Below are 20,271 nucleotides of genomic sequence, written 5' to 3' on the forward strand. Positions count from 1 at the left end.
CGCAATCAGATCGCGCTGCCCGCCGCGACGGTGAGCGCGTGATGGATCGAGCCTGCCGAAGAGCGCGGGCCGATGACGCTAAAGTGGCTGTCTTTTTCGCGACAGATCAGGAAACAGCCGAGATGTTCGAGCCGGGTGCGGGTGACCTGCCCCTGCGCCATGGCGCGGCTGTCGGCGTTGCAAAGCCGTTCCAGCGCGTCGTGACACCGCCTGCCGGTCAGGTCGAAGCGGCACCAGCCGTCGGTCTGCTCGGTGATGGAAGCCGTATCGCCGAGCGCCGATTTCACCTGTGCGGCGAGATCCTCGTGGCTGTCATGCGGGGCTTCGACCATCCATTGCTGCGGCCCGGTCCAGAAGGCGGTGAACGGCCCTTCCTGCGTCGAGGCGGCCACGTCGGGCAGGGCGGAGCCGAGAAATTTCTCGGCCGCCCCCGCTGCTTCCGCCTCGCGCCCCCGACGGGCCGCGATCGAGGCGAGCGCCCAATCAGGACATTCGGCGATCTGCAGCCCGTCGAAGCTGTCGACCTGCGGCGCGGTGCCGCCGAGCGGGGTGATGGGTTTCAAATCATGCACGGAGACGTTCTCCCTCTGGATCGACAAAATGGGCGCTGACGACTTCGACATCGACATCCGCGCCGGTCAGGGGCGTGACGAGGGTCAGGACCTCGCCGAGACGATTGCCCCCGTCCTTCAGGAAGCCGATGCCGATCGACGAATTGAGGATCGGCGAATAGCAGGCCGAGGTGACATAGCCTTGGTCATGCGCGGCATCGACCGGCGTGCCCTTGGTCATCAGGTGACCCCCGGCCGTAACCTTCTCCTCGCTGTTGAGCGGTTTGAACCCGACCAGCATCAGCGCATCGGGCTGATTGAGCCCTTCGCGTTCCGACAGGGTCGAGCCGATGCTGTCCTTCTTCTTGGAAACCATCCGCCCCATGCCGAGGTTCAGCGCCGTGGTCGTGCCGTTGAGCTCGTTGCCCGCGGCATGGCCCTTCTCGATCCGCATCACGCCGAGCGCCTCGGTGCCGTAGGGAACCACGTCGAATTCCTTGCCCGCTTCCATGATCTTGCGGATCAACGCGTCGCCATAACGGGTCGGCACCGCGATCTCATAGGCCAGTTCGCCGGAGAAGGAGATCCGGAACAGCCGCGCCCGCAGACCGCCGCAGACGGTGATCTCGCGGCAGGCCATGAATTCGAACCCCTCGTTGGAGATATCGAATTCCGGATCGACGATCTTCTGCAGCAGCTTGCGCGAATTCGGACCGGCCACGGCATATTGCGCCCAGGCCTCGGTAGTCGAGATCAGCTGCACATCCATGTCCGGGTAAAGGCACTGGCGCACGAATTCCATGTGCCGGTAGACCCCGACCGCATTGGCGGTGGTGGTCGTCATCACGAAGTGATCCTCCGCCAGCCGTGCGGTGGTGCCGTCGTCCATGGCGATCCCGTCCTCGCGCAGCATCAGGCCGTAGCGGGTCTTGCCGACAGCGAGCTTGGCGAAGGCATTGGCATAGACCTTGTTGAGGAATTGCGCCGCATCGGTGCCCTGCACGTCGATCTTGCCGAGCGTGGTCACGTCGCAGACCCCGACCGAAGAGCGCACGGCGCGCACTTCGCGATCGACGCTTTCGCGCCAGGTGGTTTCGCCGGGCTTGGTGAACCATTGTGCCCGCAGCCAGTTGCCGACTTCGACGAAGGTGGCGTTGTTCTCGACCGAGAACTTGTGGCTCGGGGTTTCGCGCACCGGGTGGAAGTTCTTGCCCCGCGCGCGGCCGCCGAGCGTGCCCATCGGCACCGGCGTATAGGGCGGACGGAACATGGTGGTGCCGACCTCGGGAATGGTCTTGCCCGCCAGCTCGGCCATGATCGCCAGGCCGCCCATGTTGGAGGTCTTGCCCTGATCGGTGGCCATGCCGAGCGTCGTGTAGCGCTTGAGATGCTCGACCGAGCGGAAGTTCTCCTGATGCGCCAGTTTGACGTCCTTGACGGTCACGTCGTTCTGCTGATCGAGCCAGGCGCGGCCCTTGCCCTTCTTGACGTACCAGAACGGGGTGATCTTCACCGGCGCGTCCTCGGCCTGCGGCAGGATCATCTCCGGCGCCGTGATGTCGAGGTCGCGCAGCGCTGCGGCGGCCTGTTCGCTGCCGGTATGCAGGGCGGCGGCGGTGGAGAAATCACCGTTGGCCGCACCCGCGGCGCTGAGCCCGACGGGGCCGGTCTCGCCCGGGACGAAGGCGGCGATCCGGTCGTTCCAGACCGGGCGGCCGCGCTGGTGGCAGGTCATGCCGACATTGGGGTTCCAACCGCCGGAGACGCCGAGCGCGCCGCATTCGATGGTCCGTTCCGAACCGTCGGCCTGCTGCACCTGGATGAAGCTGAGCCCCAATCGGCCCGACGTGTCGATCACCTGCGCCCCGGCGAGCAATTCGCAATCGGCGATGCGCGGCGCGTCGGGCCGGGTGTCGATCACCGCGGCAACCTTGACGCCCTTGGCGATCAGATCGACGGCGGTGCGGTGTCCGTCGTCATTGTTGGTGAAGACCGCGACACGCGGTGCTGCCGTCACCGCCCAGCGGTTGGCATAGGCGCGCATGGCGCTGGCCAGCATGATGCCGGGCCGGTCGTTGTTTTCGAACGCGATGGGCCGTTCGATGGCCCCGGCGCAGAGCAGGGCGCGTTTGGAATAGATCCGCCACAGGATCTGGCGCGGCTTGCCCGGTTGCGGCTGCGGCAGGTGATCGCTGACCCGCTCGACGGCGGAATAGATTCCGTGATCGAAGGCGCCGACGATGGTGGTGCGGCGCATGCAGCGCACGTTCGGCATGGCCTGCAGTTCCGCCAGCGTCGCGGCGACCCAGCCCTGTCCGGTCTGATCGCCGATGTCGAAGGTCTCGGCATTGAGCCGCCCGCCGAAGAGGTAATCCTCGTCCGCCAAAATCACCTTGGCCCCGGCCCGCCCGGCCCGCAGCGCCGCCGCCAGACCGGAGGGTCCGCCGCCGATGATCAACAGGTCGCAATGCAGGAAACCCTTGTCATATTCGTCCGGATCATCCTCCAGCGACAGCGAGCCGAGCCCGGCGGCCTTGCGGATGATCGGTTCGTAGATCTTTTCCCAGAAGGCGGCGGGCCACATGAAGGTCTTGTAGTAGAACCCGGCGGTCAGGAAATTGGAGAACCGGTCGTTGATCGCCATGGCGTCGAACTTGAGCGAGGGGAAGCGGTTCTGGCTGTTCGCCTCGAGCCCCTCGAAGAGCTCCGCCGTGGTGGCGCGTGTGTTGGGCTCCTTGCGCGCCCCGGTGCGCAGCTCGACCAGCGCGTTGGGCTCTTCGCTGCCCGCGCTCAGCACGCCGCGGGGGCGGTGGTATTTGAACGAACGGCCCATCAGCCGCACGTTGTTGGCCAGCAGGGCCGAGGCGAGCGTGTCGCCCGGATGGCCCTGGTAGGACTTGCCGTCGAAACGGAAGCTCACGGTACGCGACTGGTCGACCTGGCCGCCCGGCAGGCGGTTGGTCTGGCGCTTGTCCTGGCTGCGGCTGGTGTTGATGCCGCTGGAGATATGCTGCTGGCCGATCTGGCTGCCGTCTACCCGGTTGGTATAGGTCATTTGCTGCGCCCCCGTGCGCGGGCCACATCGCTGGCCATTTCGACATTGGTGATTTCATGGGTCAGCGTGTTGCGGGTGACCACGAGCCAGCTGCGGTCGCCGGTCTCGTGAAACCACAATTCGCGGTGCAGACCGGCCGGGTTGTCGCGCAGATAGGCGTATTCGTAGAATTTCTCCTGCGCGTCCTCGGCCTCCCAATCGGGCCGGTCGATCAGCGAGGCATCGCCGAGATAGGTGAATTCCTGCGCGTCGCGCGGTCCAAGAAGCGGGTGATTGATGATCATCTCGAAGGGCTCCTCAATGCAGGTTGGGCTGCGCGCCCATGCCTTTTTCGTCGATCATGTAACCGCGGCGGAAACGATCGAAACGATAGGCGGAGGCGTATTTATGCGGCGTGTCGGTGGCCAGCAGATGCGCGTAGCACATGCCCGAGGCCGGGGTCGCCTTGAAGCCGCCGTAGCACCAGCCGCCGTTGAAATAGAGACCGTCCACCTCGGTGCGGTCGATGATCGGCGAGCCGTCCATGGACATGTCCATGATGCCGCCCCACATCCGCAGCAGCCGCGCGCGGCCCAGAGCCGGGATCAGCGCCATGCCGCTTTCGCAGACATCCTCGACCACCGGCATGTTGCCGCGCTGTGCGTAGCTGTTGTAGCCGTCCGGGTCGCCGCCGAAGACGAGCCCGCCCTTGTCGGACTGGCTGCAATAGAAATGCCCGGCCCCGAAGGTGATGACCCCCGGCAGCACCGGCTTCAGCCCTTCCGAGACGAAGGCCTGCAGCACCGTGCTTTCGATCGGCAGGCGCATGTCGGCTTTCGACATCAGCCGCGAGGAGGAGCCGGCGACGCAGCTGGCCACCTTGCCGCCGCCGATGAAGCCGCGGCTGGTCTCGACGCCCTTGCAGACGCCGTTCTCGATGCGGAAACCGGTGACCTCGCAATTCTGGATGATGTCGACACCATGGCTGTCGGCACCGCGGGCATAGCCCCAGGCGACCGCGTCATGACGCACGGTGCCGCCGCGATGCTGAGCGAGGCCGCCCTTGATCGGGAAACGGGCGTCGTTGAAGTTGAGGAACGGGTAGCGCTCCTTGATCTGCGCGACGCTGAGCATTTCGGCATCGGCGCCGTTGAGGATCATCGCATTGCCGCGCCGGGTGAAGGCGTCGCGCTGCGCGTCGGTGTGGATCAGGTTGAGAATGCCGCGCTGGGAGACCATCGCGTTATAGTTCAGCTCCTGTTCCAGCCCCTCCCAGAGCTGCAGCGAATATTCATAGAAAGGCTCGTTGCCGTCGAGCAGGTAGTTCGAGCGGATGATCGTGGTGTTGCGCCCGACGTTGCCGCCGCCGATCCAGCCCTTCTCGAGCACGGCGATGCGTTTCTTGCCGTAGGTCTTGGCGAGGTAATAGGCTGTCGCCAGACCGTGACCACCGCCGCCGATGATGATGTAATCATAGCTCGCTTGCGGTTCGGGATCGCGCCAGGCTGGCTGCCAGCCCTTGTGCCCCGTCAGTGCTTCCTTGATGACCCTCAGACCTGAATAGCGCATGGATGACCTCACTCATTTGCGACACGATATTGGACCAAAACCGTGCCGCGATAAGCATCGGATCGGACATTCGTCCCCCCGGATCCGACAGGTGTCGCATTTTGGCAGATAACCGCCGCTGCGGATTTCCTTGGCGCGCCAGGCCGGGGTGGGCCGGGTTTTCAGCTGCAAATTCGGCGCGTTGGGCGGGGTTCCGCCGCGGCTCAGATCGCCGTCGCGGCACTGACGTCGAGCAGCCAATCCTCGACCACGCGGCATTCGTCGAATCTCTCCGCCTTGCGTGGACGCAGCAGGTAATAGCCCTGCTCGGTGCGCACTTCGAGATCGCCGAGCGGGCGCACGAGGCTGCCCTGTTCGAGATGACGATCCACCAGATGGCCCCAGCCGAGCGCCAGGCCGAGCCCGTCGACCGCCGCCTGAACCGACAGCGGATAGGTGTTGAACAGCGCCGCCTGGTCGGGCTCGACGCCGCTGGCCCCGGCCTGTGCCAGCCAGGTTTTCCAGACCATCCATTCCTTGCGCGCCGAGGTGACCTCGATCAGGTCCTGCTCGGCCAGTTTCCCCAGATCCGCGGCCGAAGGATTGGCGGCGAGATAATCGGGGGAGCAGACCGGGAACACGTTCTCGCCGAACAGAAGCTGGGATTCGTGGGTCGGCCAGTCGCCATTGCCGCGCAGGATCGCGAGATCGACCGAATCGGCAAGGCATTCGGTGTCGTTGTCCGAGGCGACCAGCATGATCTTGATATGTTTGTTGGCGCGGCTGAAGGCCTGCATCCGCGGCATCAGCCAGAGCGCCGCGACCGAATTCGTCGCCGCCAGCGTTACCGGCCGCACCTGATGCTCCGAGACGATACGCCGCGAGGCATCGCGCAGCCCCTGCAGCGCCGGCTTGATCTGATTGAGGAAGCGCTGGCCCTGCGGGGTGAGATGGATCGAGCGGTGGCCGCGCATGAACAGCGGCACGTTGTAATGATGCTCGAGCAGGCGGACCTTGCGACTGATCGCGGTCTCGCTGATGTTGAGCTGGCGCGAGGCGCCCACGAAACTCTGCTGTTCCGCCGCCGCCTCGAAGGCCAGCAGGTAGTCGAGCGGCGGCAGTGCCGGATTGCCTTTTTTCATTCTCGAACCATCCTAGACCGGGCAACGCGAACAGCGCCAGATATACGCGACTTATGGCTTTTGAAACCGGGGTTTGAAAGCCCTCTGGCGCTAAATAATGCGGGCTCAGAATATCAAAAAAACATTCAGAGAAAAGCCGCTTAAAGGTCAATATAGCCGCAAGTCCGAGCACTGAGTCGGGCGGCAAGTCACCCTGCGTCGGCCAGCGCTCTCGATGGCCTGAAAGTTCACTTCTGACATTGTTGAGTGGGATGCCCCTGTCATGAACATCAAACCAATCTTCCAGACCCCCTACGAACGTGCCGGCGTGGTGACGCCCGGCCTGCCCATTCTGCCCCATGGGGTCGAGCGCCATCCCGTACCCGGCGGCGGCAGCCGCGCGGTGCGGATCATGCAGGGCGACGAGATCACCGTGCAGGACCGCGAAGGTCTGCAACCCGTCGAGATGGTGTTCTTCGCCCCCGACGGCAGTTCCGATGCCGGGATGATCGGCGCCGAGGGCGGTCGCGATCCGGCCGGTCTGAAGGCCGCGCTGCTTTCCGATCCGTCCGGCGCCAAGGTCGTGCGCGCGCTCGATGCGGCCGGGTTCGATATCGGCCGCGCCGACGGCACGCTGGTCTTCGCCGACGGCTCCCATGCCGGGGATTACCAGACCTTCACCGCCTCCAGTGACGGTCTGCTGATTGTCTGCGCGCCCGGCGGCGCGATGGAGCCGCATGAGCAATGGGCCCCGACCGAGGTGGCGCTCTACGTCAAGCGCGCCCAGCCGGGTGACGTGAAGGGCGGGCTGCTGCCGCCCGAGCCGCTGGCCGATCCGATCGTCGATATCAACATCCTGCCCGGCGAGGCGAAAGCCTACGAGGTGCGCAAGGGTCAGTATATCCAGGTGCTCGACGTGCAGGGCCGCGAATGTTCCGACTTCCAGGCCTTCTCGCAACGCGCGCTGGACAAGGGGCTCGAGCGGGAGATCGACCCGACCACGACGCGCTCGCTGATGGGCTCGCTCTATCCCGCGCCCGGCCTCTTCGCCAAATACGCCACCTCCGATCAGGAGCGGATCGTCGAGATCGTGCAGGACACGGTCGGGCGGCACGACACTTTCGGCCTGGCCTGTACCGCGCGCTATTACGAGGAACTCGGCTACCCCGGTCACGTCAATTGCTCGGACAATATCAACGCCGAAGTCTCGCGCTATGGCATCCGTCCGCGCGGCGGCTGGCCTGCGATCAACTTCTTCTTCAACACCATGCTCGACGAGACCAACGCGATCAGCATGGACGATCCCTATTCGCGTCCCGGCGACTACGTGCTTCTGCGCGCGCTGACCGACCTGGTCTGCATCTCGACGGCATGTCCCTGTGACGTCGATCCGGCCAATGGCTGGAACCCCACGGACATCCAGGTCCGTACCTATGAAAAAACCAACGAATTCAGCCGCTCTATCGGTTGGCGAAAAACTCCGGAGTCGGATATGGAAGAGACCAAGAAAACCGGTTTTCACGAATGCTTTGCACGGCATACGCGTAACTTCGTGGAATATGCGGGCTATTGGCTGCCCAACCAGATGACCAACCACGGCGCCATCGCCGAATATTGGGCGGCGCGCGAGAAAGCCGTGGTGATGGACCTGTCGCCGCTGCGCAAATACGAGGTCACCGGGCCGGATGCCGAAGAGCTGATGCAGCTCTGCGTCACCCGCAACATGAAGAAACTGTCGGTCGGCGGCATCGTCTATACCGCGATGTGCTACGAACATGGCGGCATGATCGACGACGGCACCGTCTATCGCCTCGGCGAGACCAACTTCCGCTGGATCGGCGGCAATGACCAATCCGGTCTCTGGCTGCGCAAACAGGCGGTGGAGCGCGGGCTCAACGCCTGGGTGCGGGCCTCGACCGATCATCATTGCAACATCGCCATTCAGGGCCCGCTGTCGCGTGACATCCTGAAAGAGGTGATCTGGACGCCGCCGGAGCAGGCCACTGTCGAGGAACTGCCCTGGTTCCGCCTGACGATCGGACGGATCGGCGATTTCCACGGCCCGTCGGTCGTGGTCAGCCGGACCGGCTATTCCGGGGAGCTCGGCTATGAGGTATTCTGCCATCCCAAGGATGCCGTCGAGGTGTTCGACGCGATCTGGAAGGTCGGCGAGCCGATGGGGATGATCCCGCTGGGTCTCGCGGCGCTCGACATGCTGCGCATCGAGGCCGGGCTGATCTTCGCCGGGTCCGAATTCGACGACCAGACCGACCCGATGGAAGCGGGAATCGGCTTCACCGTGCCGCTGAAGACCAAGGAAGACGATTTCATCGGCCGTGCCGCGCTGGAACGCCGCAAGGCGAACCCGCAGAAGAAGCTGGTCGGGCTCGATCTCGAAGGCGGCATCGTGCCGGATCCGGGCGATTGCGTGCATATCGGCAAGCCGCAGATCGGCGTCGTCACCTCGGGACTGAAATCGCCGGTGCTCGGCAAGGTCATCGCGCTGGCGCGGATCGACGTGGCCCATGCCGAGCTCGGCACCGAAGTGGAGATCGGGCGGCTTGACGGCGAACAGAAGCGGCTGAAGGCCAAGATCGTGCCCTTCCCGCATTTCGATCCCACCAAGGAGCGGGTGAAGGGCAACTACTGAGCCTGATCGAAAGTCACGGGAAAGCCCCGCAACTCGGCGAGTTGCGGGGCTTTTTCAATGTCTCGCTTCAAGCATACCAATTTCCACCCTGTTGAATTCAAGCGGGGAGAGTGCGGGCGCCTCTTCAGGTTGAGAATGGGCGTGTCTAATTCGATGTGCCACAAAGAACTTCTACGCGTCACGCATCATTCGGGCCACTCAGGACCGGACCAATTTTGAACCAGATCGACGGATTTCCCCGGCGAACTGGTCCTTTCGGACAACCGGATCCAGGCGATATGCTAGGATAGCCCGGCGCCCGACTGGACCGGATTCGAGAAATACTACAATGTCAGTTCTCCGACATTATGGATTCGTCATTCCGCCGCCGCAGGCACAAACCGGTTTCAAGGCCAGAACATGAGCAACAACACACCCGAAGTCACGTCGCAGATCATCGCCAGCCATTCAGTCGGCGCAACGGTGCAGGTGGTGCTCGACAGGCTGTTCGCGCAGATCAAGAACGAGGAATACCCGCTCGACACAAGGCTGCCGTCGGAGCGGGCGCTGGCCGCGGAGCTTGGCGTGGCGCGCAACACGGTGCGCGAGGCGCTCGACGTGCTGGAGGCGCGCAACGTGATCAAGCGCCGCCCCGGCAGTGGCAGTTTCGTGACCTACCGCTCCGAACCGAGCGTCGAGAATGCCGATCTGTCGGTCGCCTTCGAAAGCAGCCCGCTCGATCATCTTGTGGTGCGTGGCATCCTCGAGCCCGAGATGGTGCGCCTTGCGGTCATCAACATGACGCCGCGCGACATCCGCGATCTCGAACAGCTGATGTCGGAGATCGAGGCCGTGCGCACCGATGTGGCCGAATTCATCAAATGCGAGGAAAACATCTATCGCAAGATCGCCGCGGGCACGCGCAACCCGCTGCTTGCCTCCTGTTACAACCTGGCGATCGAATCCTGTCGCGCCTCTTTCCGCACGACGCTGCTGCGCCGTCATCTGACCCCCAAGCGCATCCTCGAATATCAGCAGCGCTACAACACGCTGTTCAACGCCATCGCCTCGCGCGATGTCGAGCGGGCAGTGGAATTCATCAAGTTGCACCTGATCGAGGAACAGAAGCTGCTGCTGCAGGACCTGTGATCAGAGCGCCGGGGTGCGGGCGTTGAAATGTGGCTGCGCGGCACCGGTGGTGAGCCGCTGGTCCCAGAGCTGACCGAGCGCCGACATTTCCTCCTTCAGCGCGCCGCCGTGACGGGCCAGCCAGTCGGGGATGGAACCGAAATCGACCACCCGCGCCTTGCCCTCCTGAATTGACACGACGGGCCAGTCGCCGACCAGCGCATTATCGATGCCGAACATGTCCTCGCCCCACCAATGCGCCGGGCCGAAGGCGTGGGAGACATGGCCGAGCTGTTTCATCGCCGCGAGGACGGAAACCGAATTGACGCTGTTGCACTTCTCGACGGCGGAATGCCAGATGTCGAGGATCGCCGCATATTCCCAGCTCACCGCGCTCCAGCTGTCGGGAAAGCGGCGATTGTATTCTTCAAAGAAAACATGCGGTTGATTAAAGAAAAATGATTTCTCGCGCAGCAGCGGATCGTCAAAATCCGGAAACTGGAAAATCGTGCCTTCCATGAATTCGACCGAGGTGCGCGCCACCAGAAGCTCGTAGTGATCGAGCGTGCAGGAGATGATCTGACCCTTGAATCCCTGCTGATGCGCATATTCCGTCATCGCATGGACCATCGGCGTATAGCTCGTGCACCAGCACAGGATATCCGGCTCCGCCTCCAGCATCGGCTGCACGATCGCGGCGGCATCGGTGCAATCCGCCGGATACTGGATCTCCTTGACCAGCGGCATGTCGGCAGCCCCGAAAGCGGCGCGATAGGTCGCCAGAGAGGGCAGGCCGAGCGCGTCCTTCTGGCTGCAGAGCGCGACCTTCCTGAGCCGGGGCCGGTGCCTTGCCAGCCAGTCCACGCCGGTGACATTGTAGATCGGATGCAGCTCGCTCGGTGCGATCAGATAGGGCGTGTCGGGGGAAAGATCGCTGGGCAGCAGGGTCGAGGTCAGGATCCTGCGTTCGGCGAGGTAATCAAGGATCGGGGTGATCGTGTCGCCGCCGAGCATCAACAGCAGCCGGACCCCGTTCTTCTCGACCAGCTGCTGCGCCCCGGCCATGGCCCGGTCGCCGTCATAGCCGCAATCATAGGGCAGGATCTCGATCGGATAGCGGCGGCCGCTGATCATCAACCCGCCGTTGCGGTTGAGTGAATCCGCCCAGATCTGACAGCCGTTCAACCCCGGCAGCCCCCAGGATTGGACCGGTCCGCTCAGGGGGGCGAGGAATCCGACGCGCACCGGTTCGTTCATCCCGACAGAGAGCCGCGGAAAGGAGGAAGAAATCGCCAGACGATGTGCGAAACTGGAAGGGGCCATGGCTCCAAGTAGCACCAATTTCTCGATTTTTCACCAATTATTAACCCGATCTGGAAAAATCTTGACAGTTTGGTATAAGAAATTGCACCATTTAGAGAACCAAAAGTACCAAACCTATCATTTGGTCCATACCAATGGGAGAAACATAATGACAGCAAAACGAATCGCGATTATCGGGGCAGGACCTTCGGGCATGGCCCAGATGCGGGCCTTCCAGTCGGCGCAGCAAAAGGGCGAGGAGATCCCCGAAGTCGTCTGCTTCGAGAAGCAGAGCAACTGGGGCGGGCTCTGGAACTATACCTGGCGTACCGGGCTCGATGAATATGGCGAGCCGGTCCATTGCTCGATGTACCGTTACCTCTGGTCGAATGGCCCGAAGGAAGGTCTCGAATTTGCGGATTACTCGTTCGAGGAGCATTTCGGCAAGCAGATCGCCTCCTATCCGCCGCGCGCGGTGCTTTTCGATTACATGGTCGGCCGCGTCGAGAAGGCGAAGATCCGCAAATGGATCCGCTTCAACTCCCCGGTGCGTTTCGTGCGCTACAACGAGGCGGAGGAAAACTTCACCGTCACCGTGCATGACCAGATCGAGGATTCGACCTATGAAGAGACCTTCGATCACGTGATCTGCGCCTCGGGCCATTTCTCGACCCCGAACGTGCCCTTCTATGAGGGCTTCGACACGTTCAACGGCCGCATCCTGCACGCCCATGACTTCCGCGACGCGCGTGAATTTGCCGGGCAGGACATCCTCGTTGTCGGCTCTTCCTACTCGGCCGAGGACATCGGCTCGCAATGCTGGAAATACGGCGCCAATTCGATCACCTCCTGCTATCGCAGCGCGCCGATGGGTTTTGACTGGCCCGCGAACTGGGAGGAGAAACCGGCGCTCGAACGCGTGGACGGAAAGACGGTCTATTTCAAGGACGGCACCACCCGCGAGATCGACGCGATCATTCTCTGCACCGGCTACAAGCACTTCTTTAATTTCCTGCCCGACGACCTGCGCCTCAAGACCGCCAACCGTCTGGCCGCGGCGGATCTCTACAAGGGCGTGGTCTTCGTCAAGAACCCCAAGATGTTCTACCTCGGGATGCAGGATCAGTGGTTCACCTTCAACATGTTCGACGCGCAGGCCTGGTGGGTACGTGACGCGATCATGGGCAAGATCGACGTGCCGAGCGACCCCGAGGTGCTGCAGGCCGATGTCGAGGAACGGGTGGCGCGCGAGGAAGAAAGCGATGATGTCAAATACGCGATCAAGTATCAGGGCGACTACATCAAGGAGCTGATCGCGGAGACCGATTATCCGAGCTTCGACGTCGATGGCGCCTGCGAGGCTTTCTATGCCTGGAAGCAGCACAAGATGGACGACATCATGGCCTTCCGCAACAATTCCTACCGTTCGGTGATCACCGGTACGATGGCCCCGGTGCATCACACGTCCTGGAAAGACGCGCTCGACGATTCACTTGAGGTCTATCTGCAGAACTGATCGGCTCGGGCGCGGCGGTTCCCTGTCGTCGCGTCTGCCGCATATGAACAGCACGGCGTCGGCGCTCCCGCGTTGGCGCCGTATCGTGTTTTGTGAAAAAGGCTCAGTCGCCCAGGCGCACGCTGCGGTCGGACTTGCTGACCTCGGCGCTGGAAAAATCGCCGATGCGCAGCAGCGCCTGGTTTGCGACGACGGTGATCACCACCAGTGCCAGCATCGCCATCAGAAACGCTTTCATCTCATGCCCTCTTGCTGCGACGGATACGGTCTTCCCGGGTCGGTTCGAGATCCTTGAGCCAAAGGGAATGATGCTCCCGTGCCCATTGCTCCTCGACCTCGCCGCTCGCCATGGCATCAAAGGCCCCTTCCATGCCGACCGTGCCGATATAGATGTGAAAGAAGATCACGGCCGTCAGGACCAGGCTGATGATCGCATGCCAGAGCTGGGCATATTGCATCTCCTCCTGCGGCGCGAGCGGGTAGGGCAGCGGGTCTTGCCCGAACCAACCGGGCACGCCCCAGTCGTTGAGCGCCGAGAAGGTATGACCGAAGAGATTGAACTCGAAGGGAAACAGCAACGACAGCCCGGAGAGCGAGATCGACGTGCCGAGCAGGATCACCGCCCAGAAGACCAGCTTCTGCCCGGCGTTGAATTTCTTCGCCGGGGGATGGCCGCCGCCGAACATGCCGCCACCGCGCAGCAGCCATTTGACGTCGGACGGATGCGGCAGGTTGTGCGCCACCCAGAAGACGAAGACCATGACCAGCGCGATCATGAAGGCCCAGGAGATGTTGTTGTGCAGCCATTTGGTGACAATCGCGACGGTTGAGAAGGCCTCGAGCCCGAAGACCGGGATCAGCAGCTTGCGCCCGAACAGCGAGATCAGCCCGGTCAGGCCAAGCACGATGAAGGAGCCCGCGAGCAGCCAATGGGCGAAACGCTCGATCGCCTTGAAACGGGTGATCGTGCGGCCGGTCCTGCGCCCTTCGATCCGCATCCGACCGCGCAGCAGATAGAAGATCAGCAGGAGCACCAGCGTGCCGACCAGCAGACCGCCGCCATAGACCAGCAGCGGCCCCCGGCGCACCTGCAGCCACCACATGCCGCCATCCTGGATCAATGTCCGCGCCGCCGGGCCCCGTTGCAGCGTCGTCACATCGGCCACGTCATAGCGCAGCGCCCGCCACATGTCGGCATCCGAGGCGCCGCCGAGCGTGCCGAGCGGGCTCGACAGGGCCGGCGCTGCCTCGGGATCGCCGATATTGCGGCGGCGGAATTCGTCATCGACCTTTTGTGCATTCTGGCGGCGCAAGATGTCGTCGAGCGTCTGCGCACCGCCGGTCTCGGCGCGCGGCTCCGGCACGGTCTCCTGCGCCGAGAGGGGGCCAATCAGGCCGAAGAGCAGGGCGATGACGGCGAGAAGACGGAACATCTATGCGTTTCCTTGCACTGGAGTGACCGGCAGCGGCCCGCGACCGGGCCGCCGGTGAGGCAGGGCAGCGCCGTTCAGCCGCCCTTGCGTTCATAGGCGGTGCCCCAGCCCCAGGCGCCGGACCCGAAGCCGCGCGCCACCACGCGCTCCCGGTAAATGGACGAAACGTCATCGCCATCCCCGGCCAGCAGCGCCTTGGTCGAACACATCTCGGCGCAGAGCGGCAGCTTGCCCTCGGCGATCCGGTTGCGGCCGTATTTCTGGAACTCCGCCTGGCTGTGGTTTTCCTCCGGGCCGCCAGCGCAGAAGGTGCATTTGTCCATCTTGCCGCGCGAGCCGAAATTTCCGGCCTGCGGATATTGCGGTGCGCCGAAGGGGCAGGCGTAGAAGCAATAGCCGCAGCCGATGCAGAGATCCTTGGAATGCAGCACGATGCCGTCCTCGGTCTGGTAGAAGCAATCGACCGGGCAGACTGCCATGCAGGGCGCGTCCGAGCAATGCATACAGGCGACCGAGATCGAGCGTTCGCCCGGCTGGCCGTCGTTCAGCGTGACGACCTTGCGCCGGTTGATGCCCCAGGGCACCTCGTGCTCGTTCTTGCAGGCGGTGACGCAGGCGTTGCATTCGATGCAGCGTTCAGCGTCGCAGAGAAACTTTGCTCTGGCCATGGTGAGAACTCCTTATGCTGTCCAGATCTTGCAGAGAGTCGCCTTGGTCTCCTGCATCTGGGTTACGCTGTCATAGCCATAGGTCTGCGCGGTGTTGCAGGATTCCCCGAGCACATAGGGATCCGCGCCCTCGGGATATTTGTAACGCAGATCATCGCCCTCGAAATGCCCCCCGAAATGGAATGGCATGAAGGCGACACCGACGCCGACCCTTTCGGTCACCATCGCCATGACCTTGACCTTGCTGCCCTCCGGCCCCTCGACCCAGACCTGGCTGCCGTCGCGGATGCCGAGGTTGTTGGCGTCGCGGGTGTTGATCTCCACGAACATCTCCTGTTGCAGCTCGGCAAGCCAGGGGTTGGAACGGGTTTCATCGCCGCCGCCCTCGTATTCAACCAGCCGACCCGAGGTCAGGATAATCGGATAATCCTCCGAGAAATCCTTCTGCTGGATCGATGCATACATGGTCGGCACCCGCCAGAACTGCTTGTCCTCGTAGGTCGGGTAATCCGCCACCAGATCGCGGCGCGCCGAATAGAGCGGCTCGCGGTGCAGCGGCACCGGGTCGGGGAAGGTCCAGACCACGGCGCGGGCCTTGGCATTGCCGAAGGGCGCGCAGCCATGCTTGATCGCGACCCGCTGGATGCCGCCCGAGAGGTCGGTCTTCCAGTTGACCCCGCCGGTGTCCTTCTCGAAATCGGAAGGAATCTCGCCCTGCTGGGAGGTTTCACCGACTTCCTCATCCTTGCTGGCCCCGCCGTCATCCGCCGGTGCATTGGTCAGCGGCGCTCCGTCAGGATAGCCCGCGACATTGTTGATGCTCGCGACCTCATCCTCGGTCAGGTCCTTTTCCCAGCCGAGATCGCGCAGCATCTGCACCGTGAACTCGGGATAGCCGTCCTTGATCTCCGAGCCTTTGGAATAGACCCCCTCGGCCAGCAGGTTGTCACCGTCACGTTCTACCCCGAACCGGGCCCGGAAGGTCAGCCCGCCCTCGGCGACCGGCATCGACATGTCATAGAGGACGGCGGTGCCGGGATGTTTCATCTCCGGCGTGCCCCAGCAGGGCCAGGGCAGTCCGTAGAAATCCCCGTCCGCCGGGCCGCCCGTCGCGCGCAGGGTCGTGCGGTCGAACGTATGCTGGTTGGCCATGTGCATCTTCATCCGCTCGGGGCTCTGCCCGGTATAGCCGATGGTCCACATGCCGCGGTTGAACTCGCGGGTGATGTCCTCGATATTGGGCTCTTCGCCCTCGTCGATGGCGATGTTGCGGAACAGCCGGTCATGGAAGCCGAACTTTTTCGCAAACAGGGCCATGATCGTCTGGTCCGGCAGGCTCTCGAACAACGGCGAGACGATCTGGTCGCGCCATTGCAGCGAGCGGTTCGACGCGGTGACGGAGCCGCGGGTCTCGAACTGGGTGCAGGCGGGCAGCAGATAGACGCCGTCGGTCCGGTCATGCAGCACCGCCGAGACGGTCGGATAGGGATCGACCACCACCAGCATGTCGAGCCGCTCCATCGCGGTCTTCATCTCCTTCATGCGGGTCTGCGAATTGGGCGCATGGCCCCAGAGCACCATGGCGCGGGTGTTGTCAGGCTGGTCGAGGTTCTCCTTGTCCTCGAGCACCCCGTCGATCCAGCGGCTGACCGGGATGCCGGTGAGGTTCATCATCGGCGTGTCGCCGACCGTCGCATCGGAGAACCGGCTCTTGAGCCAGTCGAGATCTTCCTCCCAGACCCGGGCCCAATGCGCCCAGGCGCCTTCGGACAATCCGTAATAGCCCGGCAGCGTATCGGCGAGCACGCCGACATCCGTGGCGCCCTGCACGTTGTCATGGCCACGGAAGATATTGGTGCCGCCGCCCGCGCGGCCCATGTTGCCGAGGGCAAGCTGCAGGATGCAATAGGCGCGGGTGTTGTTGTTGCCGTTGGTATGCTGCGTGCCGCCCATGCACCAGACCACGGTGCCGGGCCGGTTGTTGGCCAGCGTACGTGCCACGCGCTCGAGCTGCTCGGCCGGTGCGCCGGTGACCCGCTCGACCTCGTCGGGGGTCCATCTGGCGACCTCCTCGCGGATCTGGTCCATGCCCCAGACCCGGGTGCGGATGAATTCCTCGTCTTCCCAACCGTTCTCGAAGATATGCCACAGGATGCCCCAGACCAGCGCCACGTCGCTGCCGGGACGGAAACGCACGAATTCGTCGGCATGGGCCGCGGTGCGGGTGAATCGCGGGTCGCAGACGATCAGCGGCGCGTTGTTCTCCTCCTTGGCCTTCAGGATATGCAGCAGCGACACCGGATGCGCCTCCGCCGGGTTGGAGCCGATCAGGAACATCGCCTTGGAATTGTGGATGTCGTTGTAGCTGTTGGTCATGGCGCCGTAGCCCCATGTATTGGCCACCCCGGCCACGGTCGTCGAATGGCAGATCCGCGCCTGGTGATCGACGTTGTTGGTGCCCCAATAGGCGGCGAATTTGCGGAACAGATAGGCCTGTTCGTTGCTGTGCTTGGCCGAGCCGAGCCAATAGACGGAATCCGGTCCGCTCTCCTCGCGGATCTTCATCATCCCGTCGCCGATCTCGTTGATCGCCTCGCCCCACGAGATCCGCACCCATTCGCCATTGACCTTCTTCATCGGGTATTTCAGCCGCCGCTCGCCATGGGCATGTTCGCGCACGCTGGCACCCTTGGCGCAATGCGAGCCGAGGTTGAAAGGGCTGTCCCAGCCCGGCTCCTGGCCGGTCCAGACGCCGTTCTCGACTTCGGCGATCACCGTGCAGCCGACCGAGCAATGGGTGCAGACCGACTTGATCCGCTCCACCGCGCTGGCCGCGGCATCCTGGGCGCTGGCCCGTGTCACCGTGCCGCCGGTGCCCGCGATCGCGGCAAGCCCGCCGATGGCGAGGCCCGAACCGCGCAGGAAACCGCGCCGGTCGATGCCCCGCGGCGCCGCGCCCTGGGTCGGCGCGTTCGGGCTGCGCCGGGTGAAACCGTTGGTCTTCTTCCTGAGCATGGTCATTCTCCCTGTAACGGCGCCGGGCAAGTGGTGATCCGGCGGAGGGGGCGCCCGCGGGGCGTCCGGACTGGTCTCGACTTGGGGTCAGAAACGCGCGCTTTTGAGATAGGCGCGGGTATGTTCGGTATCCTGCAACCGGCTCGACGACAGGTCGACCGGCGCGGCTTGAGCCGTATCGGGCCGGGCCGCGACCACGACCGCCGCGCCGGGCAGGGCGGTGCCCGCCAGTTTGAGGAAGGACCGGCGGCTGGTGCCCTTCTTGTCGCAGGCCGCCGTGCCGGTGCCGTTCCCCTTGTCACCGTGTTTATCGTCACGCATCGGATTCACTCCTCTTATCAATTCCGGCGAACAGCGCTCGCCGATTGTCACGCGACCGCGTCGCCCGCTCAGCCACTGCCGAGCCGGAAGGCTTCACGTTCGATATCCAGCAGGGCGGCGCCGACCGCACCTACCGAGGCATAGAGCACCGAGGCCCGCGCACCCTGCAGATCGCTGAAGAAATGCGGCGCCCAAGGGCCGATATGCTTGTTGAAGAATTGCTTCTGCTGTTCGAGCCCCGCCGGGCTGGCGAAGCGACCGACGATCAGCCCGCCCATCATCTCCATCAGCGAGGCGATATTGTCTTCGGGTTCAAACACATTCGGCGCGCGGGTAATCCCCAGGGCGGCCATGTCGGTGCGCAGCCGCGCCAGCGGTTTCTCGTTGAGAAAGCCGGTCATGTAATAACTGGCATAGGGCAACAGCTCGCCCCGTCCCAGACCGATGAACAGCGCGTTGTATTCCCGGCGCACCGCCTCCGGCCTGCTGGCCCCGGCGACCCGCGCGAGCCCGGCGATTGCCTGGCCGAGCGCGGAACCGTCGCCGCGCAGCCCGGCGCTCTGCGCTAGCAGCGCCGCCGCGGGCGGGCCGGAGAGCATCAGTCCCAGATAATCGTAGAGATCCGCCCGCAACCGGTCTTCTTCGAGTATCGCGGTATCTTCGGCCACGAGGGTCATCACATATCCCCGTCAAAATAAAACACCATCCGGCGCGGTTGCAGCGTGGCCTCCTCAGGCTCGCGCGGCATCTGCGCCACCGGTTCCGCGGCCTGTGCGACCTGCTGATCGCGCGGCTGGGGTTCCGGATTCCTGTCGTCCAAATCTTCCGTCTGGCCTTGCCTGGCGGTATCATCATCCAGATTTTCGACTTTGTCGAGCGCCGCGTCCGACGGGCTTTTCACTGCCTCCGCCTGGCGCTGCATTTCGACAAGATGCGCCGTCAGGCCGCGTCCGACCTGATAGCTGGTCCGCACCGGCCCGTTGTCAATGCTGGCGGCGAGGTAATCCTCGTCGTAATCGTTGAGCCCGTCGACGCAGGCCAGCACCGGATTGCTGCGCCAGAGCCTGCGCAGCGCGCGCTGGCGGATCCGCTCGGGCACGGCACGGGCGAGATAGGCCGAGAAATCGTCGCCCTTTTCGAGCGTGTCGGGATCGGGGAGGTCGAGCTCTGCGAGGATCTCGGCATCGCTGCGCTCGGCCAATGCCGCTTCTTCTTCCCTTTCGCGCGCCGCCTGCACTTCGGCGGCTTCCGCCTCGGCCTCGGCCTGCACGGCGGCGCGGCGGCGCGCCCAGAAACTGTCTGGCGCGCTCATGGCTGCCCGGCCTTGCGCCGACCCGGCGCGCGGTAGACGTCGCTTTCCTGCGCGATCCGCGGATCGCCGATCCCGTCCTCGACGCGGTCCACCCGCAGTCGGTCGCGGCGACGCTTGACGAAGTTCTCCTCCTCGTGATGTCGCTGCACGAAATCGCCGATCCAGGCGCGCATCCCCTCGGGCATTGTCAGTTTCTCGACCAGCGCCTCGTCGGAATCGCAATAATCCTGCGCCTCATAGGGGGAGGCGGTAAGCAGCACGGCCTTCCACGGAATGTCGGCGCGGCTGTCATCCGGGCGCAGCACCGCGTAGAGCGAAGGCTCTCGCGCCTGCAATTCATGCAGATAGGCTTCGGTATCGGAAACGAACAGCGTCAGCGGCAGCGTCGCGGCGTGAAATTCGGTGATCCCCTCGACCTCGCGCAGGACCTTCCACTCCGCTGGCCCGGCACCGGGCAGCAGCGCCACCGCACGCCAGACATGGCGCGCCCAGCGGGTCACGCCGGGCGCTCTGCGCAGCACGATCCCGACCGGGATCGATTGGGCCTTGGGGAAGACGAACGACACGTGGACACCTGAAGGTTACGACGCGGAATGATTACAGCGTGCAAGATACGCTGGCCCGAGTGTAACTTAGATCGGGTAAAAACCAAGCCATATCTGCATGCTCCGGTATGCCGGGGCCGTCAGTTTG

The 20,271-nt window shown here is 63.8% G+C and carries 17 protein-coding genes; 3 read left to right on the plus strand and 14 right to left on the minus strand.

The features are described 5' to 3' along the window. Positions 1-5 precede the first annotated feature (5 nt). The 5 genes from ACFSUD_RS07635 to ACFSUD_RS07655 all read right to left on the minus strand — a co-directional run bounded on the left by ACFSUD_RS07635 (position 6) and on the right by ACFSUD_RS07655 (position 6,275). The gene (locus ACFSUD_RS07635; RefSeq protein ID WP_386373050.1) at positions 6-572 is read right to left on the minus strand and encodes a sarcosine oxidase subunit gamma; all 567 of its coding nucleotides are present in this window, start codon (positions 570-572) and stop codon (positions 6-8) included. Beyond that, positions 565-3,606: a sarcosine oxidase subunit alpha family protein gene (locus ACFSUD_RS07640; RefSeq protein WP_386373052.1), complete on the minus strand. Its 3,042-nt coding sequence runs from the start codon at positions 3,604-3,606 to the stop codon at positions 565-567. The genes ACFSUD_RS07635 and ACFSUD_RS07640 overlap by 8 nt, the downstream gene beginning before the upstream one ends. Continuing rightward, the gene (locus ACFSUD_RS07645; protein WP_386373054.1) at positions 3,603-3,890 is read right to left on the minus strand and encodes a sarcosine oxidase subunit delta; all 288 of its coding nucleotides are present in this window, start codon (positions 3,888-3,890) and stop codon (positions 3,603-3,605) included. The genes ACFSUD_RS07640 and ACFSUD_RS07645 overlap by 4 nt, the downstream gene beginning before the upstream one ends. Positions 3,891-3,903: 13 nt before the next feature. Next, positions 3,904-5,154: a sarcosine oxidase subunit beta family protein gene (locus tag ACFSUD_RS07650; RefSeq protein WP_386373056.1), complete on the minus strand. Its 1,251-nt coding sequence runs from the start codon at positions 5,152-5,154 to the stop codon at positions 3,904-3,906. Between the two features lie 203 nt (positions 5,155-5,357). Next, a complete protein-coding gene (locus tag ACFSUD_RS07655; RefSeq protein WP_386373058.1) occupies positions 5,358-6,275 on the minus strand; it encodes a LysR substrate-binding domain-containing protein in 918 nt (305 codons plus the stop codon). 262 nt (positions 6,276-6,537) lie between these two features. Between ACFSUD_RS07655 and ACFSUD_RS07660 the strand changes: the two genes are divergently transcribed. Both ACFSUD_RS07660 and ACFSUD_RS07665 read left to right on the plus strand, forming a co-directional pair. Continuing rightward, positions 6,538-8,904 (plus strand): DUF1989 domain-containing protein, encoded by a 2,367-nt coding sequence (locus ACFSUD_RS07660; RefSeq protein WP_386373060.1) that lies wholly within the window; start codon positions 6,538-6,540, stop codon positions 8,902-8,904. 399 nt (positions 8,905-9,303) lie between these two features. Continuing rightward, positions 9,304-10,032, plus strand: coding sequence for a FadR/GntR family transcriptional regulator (locus ACFSUD_RS07665; RefSeq protein ID WP_386373062.1), 729 nt, complete (start codon positions 9,304-9,306; stop codon positions 10,030-10,032). Here the strand turns inward: ACFSUD_RS07665 and ACFSUD_RS07670 are convergent, their stop codons facing one another. After that, positions 10,033-11,334, minus strand: a complete 1,302-nt coding sequence (locus ACFSUD_RS07670) for an ABC transporter substrate-binding protein (protein WP_386373064.1) — start codon at positions 11,332-11,334, stop codon at positions 10,033-10,035. A 148-nt stretch (positions 11,335-11,482) separates the two neighbouring features. On the opposite strand from ACFSUD_RS07670, the gene ACFSUD_RS07675 reads away from it, so the two are divergent. Then, positions 11,483-12,829, plus strand: coding sequence for an NAD(P)-binding domain-containing protein (locus tag ACFSUD_RS07675; RefSeq protein WP_386373066.1), 1,347 nt, complete (start codon positions 11,483-11,485; stop codon positions 12,827-12,829). A gap of 103 nt (positions 12,830-12,932) precedes the next feature. Here ACFSUD_RS07675 and ACFSUD_RS07680 read toward each other — a convergent pair whose 3' ends face one another. From ACFSUD_RS07680 to ACFSUD_RS07715, 8 genes are all read right to left on the minus strand, one after another. Next, positions 12,933-13,067 (minus strand): hypothetical protein, encoded by a 135-nt coding sequence (locus ACFSUD_RS07680; RefSeq protein WP_386373068.1) that lies wholly within the window; start codon positions 13,065-13,067, stop codon positions 12,933-12,935. Between the two features lies 1 nt (position 13,068). Continuing rightward, complete coding sequence (locus tag ACFSUD_RS07685) at positions 13,069-14,262, minus strand: formate dehydrogenase subunit gamma (RefSeq protein WP_386373070.1); 1,194 nt, start codon at positions 14,260-14,262, stop codon at positions 13,069-13,071. Between the two features lie 74 nt (positions 14,263-14,336). Beyond that, the gene (gene fdh3B / locus ACFSUD_RS07690; RefSeq protein WP_386373072.1) at positions 14,337-14,930 is read right to left on the minus strand and encodes a formate dehydrogenase FDH3 subunit beta; all 594 of its coding nucleotides are present in this window, start codon (positions 14,928-14,930) and stop codon (positions 14,337-14,339) included. Positions 14,931-14,942: 12 nt separating this feature from the next. Beyond that, the gene (locus ACFSUD_RS07695; RefSeq protein WP_386373074.1) at positions 14,943-17,945 is read right to left on the minus strand and encodes a formate dehydrogenase subunit alpha; all 3,003 of its coding nucleotides are present in this window, start codon (positions 17,943-17,945) and stop codon (positions 14,943-14,945) included. An 87-nt stretch (positions 17,946-18,032) separates the two neighbouring features. Then, positions 18,033-18,266 (minus strand): twin-arginine translocation signal domain-containing protein, encoded by a 234-nt coding sequence (locus ACFSUD_RS07700; protein WP_386373076.1) that lies wholly within the window; start codon positions 18,264-18,266, stop codon positions 18,033-18,035. 68 nt (positions 18,267-18,334) lie between these two features. Then, positions 18,335-18,943, minus strand: a complete 609-nt coding sequence (locus ACFSUD_RS07705; RefSeq protein ID WP_386373078.1) for a TorD/DmsD family molecular chaperone — start codon at positions 18,941-18,943, stop codon at positions 18,335-18,337. Further along, the gene (locus tag ACFSUD_RS07710; protein WP_386373080.1) at positions 18,943-19,578 is read right to left on the minus strand and encodes a DUF3306 domain-containing protein; all 636 of its coding nucleotides are present in this window, start codon (positions 19,576-19,578) and stop codon (positions 18,943-18,945) included. The genes ACFSUD_RS07705 and ACFSUD_RS07710 overlap by 1 nt, the downstream gene beginning before the upstream one ends. After that, positions 19,575-20,144: a DUF3305 domain-containing protein gene (locus ACFSUD_RS07715; RefSeq protein WP_386373082.1), complete on the minus strand. Its 570-nt coding sequence runs from the start codon at positions 20,142-20,144 to the stop codon at positions 19,575-19,577. The genes ACFSUD_RS07710 and ACFSUD_RS07715 overlap by 4 nt, the downstream gene beginning before the upstream one ends. Positions 20,145-20,271: the final 127 nt, after the last annotated feature.

It is taken from the genome of Sulfitobacter aestuarii (assembly GCF_042685005.1).
Classification (GTDB): Bacteria; Pseudomonadota; Alphaproteobacteria; order Rhodobacterales; family Rhodobacteraceae; genus Sulfitobacter; species Sulfitobacter aestuarii.

Coding starts and splice junctions, on each gene's coding strand:
- ACFSUD_RS07640 (WP_386373052.1), bottom strand. CDS start 3,606: ATGACCTATACCAACCGGGTAGACGGCAGCCAGATCGGCCAGCAGCAT.
- ACFSUD_RS07645 (WP_386373054.1), bottom strand. CDS start 3,890: ATGATCATCAATCACCCGCTTCTTGGACCGCGCGACGCGCAGGAATTC.
- ACFSUD_RS07650 (WP_386373056.1), bottom strand. CDS start 5,154: ATGCGCTATTCAGGTCTGAGGGTCATCAAGGAAGCACTGACGGGGCAC.
- ACFSUD_RS07655 (WP_386373058.1), bottom strand. CDS start 6,275: ATGAAAAAAGGCAATCCGGCACTGCCGCCGCTCGACTACCTGCTGGCC.
- ACFSUD_RS07660 (WP_386373060.1), top strand. CDS start 6,538: ATGAACATCAAACCAATCTTCCAGACCCCCTACGAACGTGCCGGCGTG.
- ACFSUD_RS07665 (WP_386373062.1), top strand. CDS start 9,304: ATGAGCAACAACACACCCGAAGTCACGTCGCAGATCATCGCCAGCCAT.
- ACFSUD_RS07670 (WP_386373064.1), bottom strand. CDS start 11,334: ATGGCCCCTTCCAGTTTCGCACATCGTCTGGCGATTTCTTCCTCCTTT.
- ACFSUD_RS07675 (WP_386373066.1), top strand. CDS start 11,483: ATGACAGCAAAACGAATCGCGATTATCGGGGCAGGACCTTCGGGCATG.
- ACFSUD_RS07680 (WP_386373068.1), bottom strand. CDS start 13,067: ATGAAAGCGTTTCTGATGGCGATGCTGGCACTGGTGGTGATCACCGTC.
- ACFSUD_RS07685 (WP_386373070.1), bottom strand. CDS start 14,262: ATGTTCCGTCTTCTCGCCGTCATCGCCCTGCTCTTCGGCCTGATTGGC.
- fdh3B (WP_386373072.1), bottom strand. CDS start 14,930: ATGGCCAGAGCAAAGTTTCTCTGCGACGCTGAACGCTGCATCGAATGC.
- ACFSUD_RS07695 (WP_386373074.1), bottom strand. CDS start 17,945: ATGCTCAGGAAGAAGACCAACGGTTTCACCCGGCGCAGCCCGAACGCG.
- ACFSUD_RS07700 (WP_386373076.1), bottom strand. CDS start 18,266: ATGCGTGACGATAAACACGGTGACAAGGGGAACGGCACCGGCACGGCG.
- ACFSUD_RS07705 (WP_386373078.1), bottom strand. CDS start 18,943: ATGACCCTCGTGGCCGAAGATACCGCGATACTCGAAGAAGACCGGTTG.
- ACFSUD_RS07710 (WP_386373080.1), bottom strand. CDS start 19,578: ATGAGCGCGCCAGACAGTTTCTGGGCGCGCCGCCGCGCCGCCGTGCAG.